Source organism: Mycolicibacterium llatzerense, from assembly GCF_025331195.1.
In the GTDB taxonomy this organism is placed as follows: Bacteria; Actinomycetota; Actinomycetes; order Mycobacteriales; family Mycobacteriaceae; genus Mycobacterium; species Mycobacterium llatzerense.
In genome coordinates this window covers 1,038,611-1,052,277 of record NZ_LXOV01000001.1, presented here as the reverse complement: position 1 = coordinate 1,052,277, position 13,667 = coordinate 1,038,611, and the positions used below count along the sequence as shown (strand labels likewise).

Annotated in this window: 13 protein-coding genes; 10 read left to right on the top strand and 3 right to left on the bottom strand. The window is 65.8% G+C overall.

The annotated features are described in order from the left end of the window. Both A7G45_RS05365 and A7G45_RS05360 read right to left on the bottom strand, forming a co-directional pair. Nucleotides 1–357 (bottom strand): DUF222 domain-containing protein (locus A7G45_RS05365; protein ID WP_260934545.1); only part of this gene is annotated, 357 nt, incomplete at its 3' end. Between the two features lie 135 nt (nt 358–492). Next, the gene (locus A7G45_RS05360) at nt 493–1,581 is read right to left on the bottom strand and encodes an alcohol dehydrogenase catalytic domain-containing protein (RefSeq protein WP_260934543.1); all 1,089 of its coding nucleotides are present in this window, start codon (nt 1,579–1,581) and stop codon (nt 493–495) included. 26 nt (nt 1,582–1,607) lie between these two features. Between A7G45_RS05360 and A7G45_RS05355 the strand changes: the two genes are divergently transcribed. Both A7G45_RS05355 and A7G45_RS05350 read left to right on the top strand, forming a co-directional pair. After that, nucleotides 1,608–2,039, top strand: a complete 432-nt coding sequence (locus A7G45_RS05355; RefSeq protein WP_260934542.1) for an acyl-CoA thioesterase — start codon at nt 1,608–1,610, stop codon at nt 2,037–2,039. A 110-nt stretch (nt 2,040–2,149) separates the two neighbouring features. Next, on the top strand, nt 2,150–2,593 hold the full coding sequence (locus tag A7G45_RS05350; protein WP_260934540.1) for an SRPBCC family protein: 444 nt from the start codon (nt 2,150–2,152) through the stop codon (nt 2,591–2,593). On the opposite strand, the gene A7G45_RS05345 is transcribed toward A7G45_RS05350, so the two are convergent. Then, entirely contained in the window at nt 2,590–3,276 is a 687-nt protein-coding gene (locus A7G45_RS05345; protein ID WP_135357673.1) for a GntR family transcriptional regulator, read from the bottom strand. The two genes, A7G45_RS05350 and A7G45_RS05345, sit on opposite strands and share 4 nt — an antisense overlap. 135 nt (nt 3,277–3,411) lie before the next feature. Here A7G45_RS05345 and fadD5 point away from each other — a divergent pair, with 135 nt between their 5' ends. The 8 genes from fadD5 to A7G45_RS05305 all read left to right on the top strand — a co-directional run bounded on the left by fadD5 (nt 3,412) and on the right by A7G45_RS05305 (nt 13,665). Next, nucleotides 3,412–5,034 (top strand): fatty-acid--CoA ligase FadD5, encoded by a 1,623-nt coding sequence (gene fadD5 / locus A7G45_RS05340; RefSeq protein ID WP_260934537.1) that lies wholly within the window; start codon nt 3,412–3,414, stop codon nt 5,032–5,034. A gap of 262 nt (nt 5,035–5,296) precedes the next feature. Then, nucleotides 5,297–6,100 carry an MlaE family ABC transporter permease gene (locus A7G45_RS05335; protein ID WP_061000452.1) on the top strand — a complete coding sequence of 268 codons (804 nt, stop codon included), beginning with the start codon at nt 5,297–5,299 and terminating at the stop codon, nt 6,098–6,100. Between the two features lie 3 nt (nt 6,101–6,103). Then, nucleotides 6,104–6,973, top strand: coding sequence for an MlaE family ABC transporter permease (locus A7G45_RS05330; protein ID WP_061010636.1), 870 nt, complete (start codon nt 6,104–6,106; stop codon nt 6,971–6,973). 4 nt (nt 6,974–6,977) lie between these two features. After that, nucleotides 6,978–8,258: an MCE family protein gene (locus A7G45_RS05325; RefSeq protein WP_260934529.1), complete on the top strand. Its 1,281-nt coding sequence runs from the start codon at nt 6,978–6,980 to the stop codon at nt 8,256–8,258. Continuing rightward, nucleotides 8,255–9,286 carry an MCE family protein gene (locus A7G45_RS05320; protein WP_064858563.1) on the top strand — a complete coding sequence of 344 codons (1,032 nt, stop codon included), beginning with the start codon at nt 8,255–8,257 and terminating at the stop codon, nt 9,284–9,286. The genes A7G45_RS05325 and A7G45_RS05320 overlap by 4 nt, the downstream gene beginning before the upstream one ends. Beyond that, nucleotides 9,283–10,848: an MCE family protein gene (locus A7G45_RS05315; RefSeq protein WP_226520318.1), complete on the top strand. Its 1,566-nt coding sequence runs from the start codon at nt 9,283–9,285 to the stop codon at nt 10,846–10,848. The genes A7G45_RS05320 and A7G45_RS05315 overlap by 4 nt, the downstream gene beginning before the upstream one ends. Before the next feature lie 10 nt (nt 10,849–10,858). Then, nucleotides 10,859–12,478 carry a virulence factor Mce family protein gene (locus tag A7G45_RS05310; protein ID WP_226520319.1) on the top strand — a complete coding sequence of 540 codons (1,620 nt, stop codon included), beginning with the start codon at nt 10,859–10,861 and terminating at the stop codon, nt 12,476–12,478. After that, entirely contained in the window at nt 12,478–13,665 is a 1,188-nt protein-coding gene (locus tag A7G45_RS05305; protein WP_377041979.1) for a virulence factor Mce family protein, read from the top strand. Before A7G45_RS05310 ends, A7G45_RS05305 begins: the two co-directional genes overlap by 1 nt. Nucleotides 13,666–13,667: the final 2 nt, after the last annotated feature.

Below are 13,667 nucleotides of genomic sequence, written 5' to 3'. Positions count from 1 at the left end.
GTGCTCATCCGACCCGTCCGCGGCATGCTCGGCGACCACCCCGACCTGATCCAACGACAACCGACCCTCACGCATCGCCTCAGCGCACCGCGGAAACTCCTCCAGACGGTGCGCGACCGCCACCATCACCTCCGCATTGCGCGGCGACACACCGGTTTTCCACGCCACCAACGCCGTGAGCGACCGGGCACCTGTCGCACCCCACAACCCATCGCGATCGATCTCGGCCGCAATCTCCACCAGCCGCGCGTCGATCGCGTTGCGCTGCCCGGTCAGCTCACCGATCTCATCGAAGAACGCATCCATACGCTCACACGGCGACGCCTCAACATCGAAAGCCGTTGCAGCGGTGGACATGACACCATCAAAGCAGAAGGGTACGACAAGTTTCGGTCCCCGAATTGACCCAATTGCACTGGGAACGTGGAGAATCCGCGGAGCCCGAGTAGGTTGCGCTTTTTGCGTCGCTACTTCACGCCGACGTTGAAGCCTTCAGAACTCAACGATCTGCCGCACCGCGTGGCCCGAGGCGAGGGCGTCCATGCCGGCGTTGATGTCGTCGAGGGTGATGGTGTCGGACACCAGCTTCTCGACCGGCAGCCGTCCGGACCGCCACAGGTCGACGAAGCGCGGAATGTCCCGCGCCGGCACGGCCGACCCGAGGTAGCTGCCGATCAGCGAGCGGCCGTCCGCGACCAATGCCAACGGTGACACCGTGATTCGCGCATCGGGGTGTGGCAGCCCGACGGTGATGGTCTTCCCGCCGGGCGCGGTCATGCCGATCGCGGTTTCGAGCGCCGCGGGGTGGCCGGCGGCCTCGATCACGATGTCGGCCTTGAGGTCGCCGGGGTCGGTGACGGCGTCGTGCGCGCCGAGTGCGCGGGCCTGATCGAGCTTGTCTGGCAACCTGTCGACCGCGACGACCCGGACGTCGTCGTGCGCCAGTGCGGTGAGCATCGCGGCCATCCCGACCCCGCCCATGCCCACGATGGCCACCGTCTGACCCGGTTTCGGTTGTCCGGCGTTGAGCACCGCGCCGCCGCCCGTCAGTACCGCGCAGCCGAGCAGCGACGCGACGACCGCGGGTACGTCACTGTCCACCGGCACCACTGAACGGCGGTCCACCACCGCGTACGTCGCGAAGGCGGAGACCCCGAGGTGATGCAGAACCGTTGTGCCGCTTCGGGATAACCGCGTCGCACCGCCCAGTAGCGTGCCCGCGCCGTTGGCGGCGCTACCCGGGATGCAGGGCGCCAGGCCGTTCGTCGCGCAGGATCGGCACGCCCCGCAGCGCGGTAGGAAAGTCATGACCACCCGTTGGCCGACGGCCAAATCCGAACTGCCGCCGACCTGTTCGACGATGCCGGCGGCCTCGTGGCCGAGCAGCATCGGCACCGGGCGGACCCGGTTGCCGTCCACCACCGACAGGTCGGAATGACACAACCCGGCGGCCTCGATGCGGACCAGCACCTCGCCGTCGCCCGGCGCGGCCAGATCCAGTTCACTGATCGTGAGCGGCCGCGATTCGGCGTACGGGCGGGGCCGCCCGATCTCCTCGAGTACGGCACCGCGAATCTTCATGGCCCCAGCCTGACAGACTGGCCGCCATGGAGCAGGCACTGACCACCGCAGACTTTCTGGTGCACTGGCCCGTGCAGACCCGGTGGACCGACAACGACATGTTCGGCCACCTCAACAACGCGGTCTACTACGAGCTGTTCGACACCGCGATCAACGCGTGGATCAACACCACGCGCGACGTCGACCCGGTGGCCGCACCGTGGCTCGGGGTGGTCGCCGAATCGAGCTGCCGCTACTTCGCCGAGCTGAAGTTCCCGTCGCAGCTGGTGGTCGGGCTCGCGGTGAGCCGGCTGGGCAACAGCAGCGTCACCTACCGGACCGGGTTGTGGGCGGCCGGCGACGGCACACCTGCCGCGGTCGGCAGCTGGGTGCACGTCTACGTCGACCGCGACACCCGTCGTCCGGTGCCCATTCCGGCGCCCATCCGGGAGCTGCTGGAGACCGCCGTCGTCAGTTGACTCTGTACTGAGGGCGCAGAAGTGCGCCCGAGTGACTTGCGCCCTCAGTTCAGGGTCAACGGCTACACGCGCGGGATCGGCGGCGTATCGGCCTCGATATGCTCTGGCCCATGCCGATCGTGAGCAAGACCGTCGAGGTCTCCGCACCAGCAGCGCAGATCCTGGGGATCGTCGCCGACTTCGAGGCCTACCCGCAGTGGAACGAAGAGGTCACCGGCTGCTGGATTCTGCACCGCTACGACGACGGCCGGCCCAGCCAGCTCCGTCTGGACACCAAGATTCAGGGCATGGACGGCTCCTACATCCAGGCGGTCTACTACCCGGGTGACGGCCAGATTCAGACCGTCATGCAGCAGGGCAACCTGTTCTCCAAGCAGGAGCAGCTGTTCTCCGTGGTCGACCTCGGCGCCAGCGCGCTGCTGACCGTCGACATGGACGTCGAGGTCGACATGCCCGGCATTCCGTCGATGATGGTGAAGAAGGTCGTCAACGACGCGCTGGATCACCTGGCCGGCAACCTCAAGACGCGCGCCGAGCAGCTCGCCGCCAACTAGGCCGGCCACAACCCGAGTTCGTCGAGGCGGCCGGTCAACCGTTCGGCGGCGTCGTCGAACTGGCGGCGCGTCTGCCGCACGACCTCGTCGATGTCTCTGTCCCGCAGCGCGGCAACCAGTTCGCGGTGATTCGCCACTGTCGCCGCACCCCACTGCGGGTCGGTGGCATATATCCGGACCGGTAGGTACCGGGCCGCGTGCAGCAGGAACCAGGCCAGCTTGGTCCGGCCCGCGGCGCGGTTGAACTCCTTGTGAAACAGGAACTCGGCCAGCGCGATCGCATCGACGTCGCCCGCCGCGACGGCATCGGCGAGTTCGTCGGTGAGACGGTCGAGTTCGGCGATGGCGGGTTCGGTGATCCGCCGGGCCGCATTTGCGGCGATCTCCGTGGCGATGGTCGCCTGCAGCCAGAAGATGTCGGCGATGTCGTCGCGGGTGAACGCGGACACCACGTGGCCGCGGTTGGGTTCGAGTTCGACCATGCCCTCACCCCGCAGGGTGCGCAGTGCCTCGCGGACCGGCGTGATGCTCACGCCGAGCGCGGCCGCGGTCTCGTCGAGCCGGACGAAGGTGCCCGGCCGCAGGGTGCCCGACATGATCGCCGCCCGGAGATGGGCCGCCACCTCGTCGGACAGCTGTTCGCGCCGGCGCAGGCCGGGCAGCGGTTTCGCCGAGACGTTCACGGCAGTCCTCTTGTCGACGGGTTGGGGCCACCCGGCGGTTGTCCGGATGGTGCGGGCGTCCTATTGTGACGGCGGCAACACTATATTTGATCAAATATCAGCATCGCTTGTCGCGATCACTTCGACTCCGCCGCGATGCCGATCGAGACACAGGAGCAGACCGTGTCACCCGCAGCACTCGAGCAGCCGTATCTGGCCCGCCGGCAGAACTGGACCACCCACCTCGCCCGGCACGCCCTCATGCAACCCGACGGGACCGCGCTGCGTTTCGTCGGCCACACGGTCACCTGGGGTGAACTGCAGCGACGCGTCACCATGCTCGCGGGAGCGCTGAGCCGTCGAGGGGTCGGCTTCGGCGATCGTGTGCTGATCCTGATGCTGAACCGCACCGAATACGTCGAGTCGTTCCTGGCCGCCAACCTCCTCGGCGCCATCGCGGTCCCGGTCAACTTCCGTATGACCCCGCCCGAGATCGCCTACCTGGTGCGGGACTGCGACCCGAGAGCCGTGATCACCGAGCAGGTGCTGGCCCCGGTCGCCATCGCGGTGCGGGAGCTGGAACCGTCGCTGGAGACTGTCATCGTCGCCGGCGGCACCACCGAGGGAACCGTGCTGGGCTACGACGACGTCCTCGCCGAGGACGGTGCGCCGCCCGCACCTGTCGACATCCCCGAGGACTCCCCGGCGCTGATCATGTACACCTCGGGCACCACGGGATATCCGAAGGGTGCCGTGCTCACGCACGTCAACATCATGGGCCAGGCCATGACGAACCTGTTCACGATCGCGCCGGACATCAACAACGACGTCGGCTTCATCGGCGTCCCCTTCTTCCACATCGCCGGCATCGGCAACATGATCGGCGGCCTGCTCCTGGGTCTGCCCACGGTCATCTACCCGCTCGGCGCGTTCGATCCCGGCGCACTGCTCGACGTGTTGGCGGCCGAGGGCGTCTCGTCGATCTTCCTGGTTCCGGCGCAGTGGCAGGCGGTGTGCGCGGCGCAGCAGGCCAAGCCGCGCGACGTGAAATTGCGTGTTCTTTCCTGGGGTGCGGCACCCGCTTCGGACACTCTTCTGAGGGAGATGGCGTCGACGTTCCCGGGCACGCAGATCTTTGCTGCGTTCGGTCAGACCGAAATGTCGCCGGTGACGTGCATGCTGCTGAGCCAGGACGCGCTGCGGAAGCTCGGGTCGGTCGGCCGGGTCATCCCGACCGTGGCCGCCCGGGTCGTCGACGACAACATGAACGACGTCCCGGTAGGCGAGGTCGGCGAGATCGTCTACCGTGCGCCCACCCTCATGGCGGGGTACTGGAACAACCCGAAGGCGACGGCCGAGGCATTCGCCGGCGGTTGGTTCCACTCCGGTGACTTGGTTCGCCAAGACGAAGAGGGTTACATCTGGGTCGTCGATCGTAAAAAGGACATGATTATTTCCGGCGGCGAAAATATTTACTGTGCAGAAGTAGAGAACATTCTGGCCGCGCACCCATCGATTACCGAAGTTGCGGTGATCGGCCGTCCGCATGAAAAGTGGGGCGAGGTCCCGGTCGCCGTCGTTGCTGTGACGGCCAATGTGAACGCTGAACTCGAAAGTGCCCTGACCCTGGCAGATCTCGACGATTTCCTGACCGAACGGCTCGCGCGCTACAAGCACCCGAAAGCGCTGGAAATTGTCGACGCATTGCCACGAAATCCTTCTGGCAAGGTCCTTAAAACGGAACTCCGAGAGCGGTTCGGTGATACAAGTGTGTCGTGAGCGCGGCAAGTGACGTCGCGCTGAGAAATTCGACCACTTGAGTGGAGGGCGGATGGGCCCATGTCGCGTTTGCTGAAACTGAACGCAATTATCCCTCAGTTGGGTCACGGGGTACGCGGTGTATCGGGTACAGTCCTGTGGTCCGTCTTACTACTCGGGAGTAGCGAGACAGAAATCACTCAGTTTGTGCTACTGGCTAAGGAGGGGACGTGCCACGCGTGACGCCGCGGAACGGCCGCTTTCCGGAAGGGAAGGCTGATCGGTGACAGCCTCTGACAACTCCCTGGTCGGGTATCTCAAGGAGCAGCTCGACAAGCCATTCACCAAGGTGGGTGGCTTCGTCAAGATGTGCATCCTCACCTTCAAGGCGCTGGTCTCGCGGCCATTCCAGTGGAAGGAGTTCATCCTTCAGTGCTGGTTCCTGATCCGGGTGGCATTCCTGCCCACCCTGGCGGTCTCCATCCCGCTGACGGTGCTCATCATCTTCACGCTGAACATCCTGCTCGGTGAGTTCGGCGCGGCCGACATCTCAGGCGCAGGTGCGGCCCTCGGTGCTGTCACCCAGCTGGGGCCACTGGTGACGGTGCTGGTGGTGGCCGGCGCCGGGTCGACGGCCATCTGCGCTGACCTCGGAGCCCGGACCGTGCGTGAAGAGATCGATGCCATGGAAGTGCTGGGCATCGACCCCATCGAGCGCCTGGTCGTGCCCCGTGTGGTCGCCTCCACGTTCGTGGCCTTCATGCTCAACGGCGCGGTGATCATCATCGGTCTGGTCGGTGGCTACTTCTTCGGCGTGTACATCCAGAACGTCAACGCCGGCGCCTACGTCTCGACTCTCACCCTGCTGACCGGCTTCCCCGAAGTGGTCATCTCCGTCCTCAAGGCCACCATCTTCGGCCTGATCGCCGGCTTGGTCGGCTGCTACCGCGGGCTGACCGTGGCGGGTGGTTCGAAGGGTGTGGGCACGGCGGTGAACGAAACGCTGGTGCTCTGCGTCATCGCTCTGTTCGCGGTCAACGTGGTTCTCACCACGATCGGTATCAAATTCGGAACGCAGGCCGGGTAGCGCATGAGTACAGCGACAGTTTTGCAGGGACGGTTCCCCCGCGTCTTCTCCCGTGTCAAGGACTTCGGCGCTGCGCCGAGCCGGATGCTCGCCAGCATGGGCCACGTCGGTGTCTTCGTCGGGTCGGCCGTCGGGCATATCCCGCATTGCCTGCGGTACTACCGCAAAGAGGTGCTGCGGCTGATCGCCGAGGTCGGCATGGGCACCGGCGCCATGGCTGTCATCGGTGGCACCGTCGCCATCATCGGCTTCGTCACCCTGGCGGCGGGCTCCCTGATCGCCATCCAGGGCTTCGCCTCGCTGGGCAACATCGGTGTCGCCGCCTTCACCGGCTTCTTCGCCGCACTGGCGAACATCCGCGTCGTCGCACCGGTGGTCAGCGGCACCGCGCTGGCAGCCACGGTCGGCGCAGGCGCCACCGCCGAGCTCGGCGCGATGCGCATCAGCGAAGAGGTCGACGCCCTGGAGGTCATGGGGGTCAAGTCCCTGTCCTTCCTGGTCTCGACCCGCCTGGTCGCCGGCATGGTCGTCATCATTCCGCTGTACGCCTTGGCCCTGCTGCTGTCGTTCTTGTCGGCGCAGCTGGTCACCACGCTCGTCTACGGGCAGTCGGTGGGTACGTACGAGCACTACTTCCACACGTTCCTGCGCGTCGACGACGTGATGTGGTCCTTCCTCGAGGTCATCATCATGTCGATGGTGGTGCTGCTCAACCACGCGTACTTCGGCTACTACGCCAGTGGCGGCGCCGTCGGCGTGGGTGAGGCCGTGGGCCGGTCGATGCGTACGTCGCTGATCTCCAATGTCGTTGTGGTCTTGCTCTTCTCGTTGGCGCTGTACGGCACCGACCCGAACTTCAACCTGACGGTGTGACGCGATGACGAATCCACAAGCAACGCCACCTGTCGCCGAGGGTCAGGTCCACGCACCGCTCAACAAGGACCGCACCCCGCCGTACCTGATCGTCGGCGTCATCTTCGCGGTGATCTCCGCCCTCGTTCTCGTGATGGTCTGGTTCCAGTTCCGCGGTTACTTCGACACCAAGGCCAAGCTGTACGTGGTGTCGCCCCGGTCCGGACTGTCCATGGACCCCGGTTCGAAGGTCACCTACAACGGCGTGCCCATCGGCCGCGTGAAGGAGATCGACGTCGTCGGCAAGGAAGACGACACGAAAGCTCGACTGCAGCTCGACGTCGACCCGAAGTACCTCCCTCTGCTGCCCAAGAACGTCAACACCAAGCTGCTGGCCACCACGGTCTTCGGTAGCAAGTACGTCTCGTTCACCTCGCCGTCGGATCCCGAGAGCGCGCGGATCAAGAACGGCGACACCATCGACGTCTCCAAGTGCTCGCCGCCGACGCCGGCCACGGCCTGCGTCACCACGGAGCTCAACACCCTGTTCGAGACGATCACCGCGATCTCCGAGCAGGTCGACCCGATCAAGCTGAACGCCACCCTGACCGCTGCCGCGCAGGCGCTCGACGGCCTCGGTGACAAGTTCGGGCAATCGCTGGTCAACGGCAACACCATCCTGGCCGACCTGAACCAGCGGATGCCGAACATCCGGCACGACACCAAGGCCCTCGCCGATCTGACAGAGGTCTACTCGAAGGCTTCGCCGGATCTGTGGGACGGCCTGAAGAACGCGGTGACCACCGAGCGCACCTTGAATGATCAGCGCGGCACCATCGACCAGGCGCTGATGTCGGCAGTCGGTCTCGGCAACACTGGCGGCGACATCCTCGAGCGCGGTGGCCCCTACCTGGTCCGCGGTGCCGAGGACCTGCTGCCGACCTCCCGGGTGCTCGACAAGTACGCCCCCGAGCTCGACTGCCTGTTCCGCGGCTTCGCCGCCGGTGCGCCGGCCGCGGCCAAGGGCCTGGGCGGTAACGGCTACTCGCTGGTGACCCACACCGAGCTCGCCGGTGCGGCCAACCAGTACGTGTATCCGGACAACCTCCCGCGGATCAACGCCTCCGGCGGTCCGATGGGGCGCCCGGGCTGCTGGACGGTCACCAAGGACATCCTCCCGATGCCCTACATGGTGATGGACACCGGCGCGTCGATCGCGCCGTACAACCACTTCGGTCTCGGATCGCCGTTCGCATCGGAGTACGTCTGGGGTCGTCAAGACGGGGAGAACACGATCAACCCATGAGCATCAAGGGCACGGCGATCAAACTCGCCATCTTCTCCGCGGTCCTGCTGGCCTTCACAGCAGGCATCTTCATCGTCTTCGGTCAGTTCCGGTTCAGCCGGACCAACGAGTTCTCGGCGATCTTCACCAACAGCAGCGGTCTGAAGGCCGATCAGTTCGTGCGCGCCAACGGCGTCGAGGTCGGCAAGGTCACCGATGTCGAGCTCATCGACGGTGGCAGCAAATCGCGGGTGAAGTTCAGCGTCGACAAGTCACTATCGCTGTACCAGGGGACCACGGCGCACATCCGCTACCTGGATCTGATCGGCAACCGGTACCTGGACCTGCGCCGCGGTGACAGCAACCAGGTACTGGCCCCCGGGGGGACCATCCCGGTCGACCGCACCGAGCCGGCCCTGGACCTCGATGCACTTGTCGGTGGCTTCCGGCCCCTGTTCCGGTCGCTGGATCCGCAGAAGGTCAACACCATCGCCTCGTCGCTGGTCACGATCTTCCAGGGCGAGGGCGGCACCATCAACAACATCCTCGATCAGACGGCCTCGTTCTCGTCGACCATCGGGGAGCAGGACCAGGCCATCGGTGAGGTGATCAAGAACCTCAACACGGTCCTCGACACCACGGTCAAGCACCAGAAGCAGTTCGACGACACGTTGAAGAACTTCGAGTCGCTCGTGACGGGGTTGAAGAACCGCGCCGACCCGATCGCCGACTCGGTCGCCAGCATCAGCAATGGCGCCGGCTCGCTCGCCGATCTGTTGGGCGACAACCGCGAGCTGCTGCACAGCACGCTCGGCTACCTCGAGACCACGCAGCAGTCGCTTGTCGACCAGAAGGAACAGCTCAACGACACGTTGCAGAAGGTGCCCCAGGCGCTGAAGATCCTGGGTCGTTCCGGTGGCGTATACGGCGACTTCTTCAACTTCTACGTCTGCGACATCGAGTTGAAGATGAACGGTCTGCAGCCGGGTGGACCCGTGCGCACAGTCAAGCTCACCAACCAGCCGTCCGGAAGGTGCACGCCGAAGTGAGGTCCATAGAAGGGTCCGACCGGGTCCGCAGAGGCGCGATGGGTCTGGCGGCCGTCGTGCTGGTCACGGCAGTGGGTGCGTCAGTCACCAAGGTGCCGATGCTGTTTGCGTCGCCCACGTACTACGGCCAGTTCAGCGACACCGGCGGTCTGATGGTCGGCGACTACGTCCGCATCGACGGTGTCAACGTCGGCACGGTCAAGGACATGGACATCGACCGCGACAAGGTGATCATCGGTTTCGACATCGGCACCAACACCATCGGCACGGACAGCCGGGCGCTGATCAAGACCGAGACCATCCTGGGCCGCAAGGCCATCGAGATCGAGGCCAAGGGCACCCACAAGCTGCCGCCGCGCGGCACCTTGCCACTGAGCCAGACCTCGACGCCGTACCAGATCTACGACGCGATCTTCGACGTCACCCGGGCCTCGCAAGGCTGGGACACCAAGGTGATCAAGGAATCGCTGAACGTCCTGTCCGAGACGGTGGATCAGACGTCGCCGCACCTGACCGCCGCACTCGAGGGCGTGCAGAAGCTGTCCGAGACCATCGGCAAGCGCGACGACCAGGTCCGCTCGCTGCTCGGTAACGCCAACAAGATCGCCACGATCCTCGGCGACCGCAGTGGCCAGGTGAATGCGCTGCTGGTCAACGCCCAGACGCTGCTGCACGCCCTGAACCAGCGCGGCGAAGCCATCAGCCTGCTGCTCGAGCGCGTGTCCCGGGTGTCGCACCAGCTGAAGGCGACCATCGACGAGAACCCGAACATCAACCACGTCCTGGAGCAGCTGCGGACCATCAGCGACATCCTCGTCGCCCGCAAGCAGGATCTGTCGGACACGCTGGTCTCGGCCGGTAAGTTCGTGGCCTCGCTGTCGGAGGCCATCGCTTCCGGTCCCTACTTCAAGGTCATGATCGAGAACATCCTGCCGCCGCAGCTGATGCAGCCGTTCGTGGACGCCGCGTTCAAGAAGCGCGGACTGAACCCCGAAGACTTCTGGCGCAGCGCCGGTCTGCCGGAGGCGCAGTGGCCGGATCCCAATGGCACGCGCTTCGCCAACGGTGCGCCGCCGCCGGCTCCGCCGAAGCTCGAAGGCACGCCGGAGCATCCCGGACCCGCGGTGCCTCCCGGTTCGCCGTGCTCGTACACGCCGGGAGCCGGTGCCGATCCGTCGCCGGCCGATCCGCTGCCGTGCTCGCACCTCAGCGTCGGTCCGTTCGGTGGACCCGACTACGCCCCGCCGAACGTCGTCCCGTCGGCGCCGAACCCGGCCGGGGTTCCCACCGGCCCGGGTGTGCCGTCGGCCGCGTTCCCGGGCCAACCGGCCGAGAACGTGCCCGGTACGCCGGTGCCGCTGCCGCCGGCACCCGTCGGTGCCCGGACGGTTCCGCTGACGCCGCAGCCCGGTGACAGCGACATCGCGCCCGGATTCGCTCCGATCCCCGGGCCGCTGATCGCGCCGCCGGCGCCGCCGGGACCAGGTCCCAGCGCCGGTCCGGCCGGCACCGCGCCGCTGCCGGGTAACCCGCCGTTCCTCCCGCCAGGGTCGCAAGGATAGGGCCGCCACGATGTCGACTGTTTTCAGCATCCGAAACATCAAGAAGCCGAACCTGTCCAAGGGGACGGTCATCGGTGGTGCGCTCGCGCTCGTGGCGATCGTGCTGCTCGGTTTCTTCGGTCTGCAGCTGTACCGCAAGATGACCACCACCACGGTGACGGCCTACTTCCCTGAGGTACTCGCGCTGTACCCGGGTGACAAGGTTCAGATCATGGGCGTCGAGGTCGGTGCCATCGATACCACCGAGCCGCACGGCGATCAGATGAAGGTCGTCTTCCACTACTCCAATCACTTCAAGGTGCCGCAGAACGCGTCGGCGTCGGTGTTGAACCCGAGCCTCGTCGCGTCCCGCGTAGTTCAGCTCTCTCCGCCGTACACCGGTGGGCCGACGATGGCTGACGGCGCCGTGATTCCGAAGGAACGCACCCAGATTCCGATCGAGTACGACGAGCTGCGCAATCAGCTGACGCGCATCCTCGCCGAACTGGGTCCGACCAAGGAGCAACCGAAGGGCCCGTTCGGCGACATCATCGAGTCGTTCGCCGACGGCTTCGAGGGCAAGGGCGCGCAGTTCAACAAGACCCTCAAGGGTCTGTCGGATGCGGTGAACACCCTGAACCAGGGACGCGGCGACTTCTTCCAGGTGATCAAGAGTCTGGCGGTGTTCGTCAACGCGCTGCACCAGAGCGATCAGCAGTTCGTGTCGCTGAACAACGACCTGGCGTCATTCACGAACAAGTTCACCAACACCGACCAGGAGCTGGCGTCGGCGCTCAAGGATTTGAACCAGGTCATGGCGACGACCCGGAGCTTCCTGGACAAGAACGGCAGCGTCCTGGCCCACGACATCAACAACGTGTCCGAGGCGACGACGGCCATCCTGCAGCCGGAGCCGCGGGACGGCCTGGAACGTGCGTTGCACGCCTACCCGAACTTCCTGGCCAACCTCGAGAACATCTACTCGCCGGCGACCGGCGGTCTGATCGCCTCCGGTGTGCTGCCGGGCGTGACCAACTTCTCGAACCCGTTGCAGTTCATCTGCAGCTCGATCCAGGCCGGTAGCCGGTTGGGTTACCAGGATTCTGCGGAGCTGTGCGCGCAGTACCTGGCCCCGGTGATGGACGCCATCAAGTTCAACTATCTGCCGTTCGGTATCAACATGGCGACCACCGCCATGACGCTGCCGAAGTTGGTCACGTACTCAGAGCCGCGCCTGCAGCCCCCGGGCGGATACAAGGACACGACCGTGCCGGGCGTGTTCTCGCCCGACACCCCGTGGTCACACGGCCAGCACGAGGCGGGCTGGATCACGGCACCGGGCATGCAGGGACTCAAGGTCGGACAGTCGACCCAGGACCTGCTGACGCCGGAGTCGCTGGACGAGCTCATGGGCGGCCCGGACATCATTCCGCCGACCGGTGGCGTCAACATGTCGGGTCCGCCGAACGCCTACAACGAGAGCAGCCCGCTGCCCCCGCCGTGGTACCCGCAGCCGGGACCGGTCTCGCCGCCGCGACCGGGTAATGATCCGAGCCCGATGAGTGCCATGGCACCTGGGCCCGCCCCAGGACCCGCTCCGGCGCCCGCGCCGGCCGGACCCGCACTTCCTGCCGAAGTTGGAGGCCAATGATGACCGGGTCCATGGGGCCGAAGTCACCCTCGGCATCGCGGCACCGCGGTGGGTGGGCGCGTAACGCCCGCCGGGTCGGCGTGCTGTCGGCAGCGGCGCTGGTCCTCAGCTCGTGCGGCTGGCGCGGTATCGCCAACGTGCCGCTGCCCGGTGGTCCGGGCACGGTGGCCGGCCATTCGACGATCTACGTCCAGATGCCGGAAACGTTGGGGCTCAACGCCAACAGCCGGGTCCGGGTGGCCGACGTGTTCGTCGGCCGGGTGCGAGCGATCGAGCTGAAGAACTGGGTGCCCACCCTCACGGTGGATCTGAACCCCGGTATCAACCTGCCGCGCAACGTGCAGGCCAAGATCGGGCAGACCAGCCTGCTGGGTGCCCAGCACCTCGAGCTGGACCCGCCGGCCGACCCGTCGTCCCAACCGCTGCGCAACGGCGACACCATCGAGTTGAAGAACTCGTCGGCGTACCCGACCATCGAGCGGACGTTGGCCGGTATCTCCGGAATCCTCAACGGCGGCGGTGTGCCCAACGTCGAGAAGATCCAGTCCGAGGTCTACAACATCCTCAACGGGCGCGCGGATCAGATCAAAGAGTTCCTGCACCGGTTGGACACGTTCACGGACGAGATCAATCAGCAGCGTGAGGACATTACGCGGGCCATCCGCTCCAGTGACACGTTGCTGAAGGTCGTCGCGGATCGCAACGACACCCTTGATCGGGTGCTGACCGAGACGCCGCCGCTGATCGAGCACTTCAACAAGACCCAGGACCTGTTCTCGAACGCGCTCTTGGCGCTGGGCCGGCTGTCGAAGGCGTCGGACACCACGCTGTCGAACAGCAACGCGAACCTCCACACCAACCTCGCAACGCTGCAGCGGGCGCTCAAGCAGATCGCCAAGACGTCGCCGAACCTGGTGCCGGCCATGAAGCTGCTGTTCACGCTGCCGTTCCCGATCGACAACATCCCGAAGGTCATCCGCGGCGACTACATGAACCTCTCGCTGCACCTCGACCTGACGCTGAGTGCCATCGACAACGGCATCCTGACCGGCACCGGGCTGTCGGGTATGGCTCGGGCGCTGGAACAGTCGTGGGGCCGTGACCCGGCGACGATGATCCCGGACGTTCGATTCACCCCGAACCCGGCCAACGCACCGGGCGGCCCGCGTGTGGAAAGGGGGGAGTGACC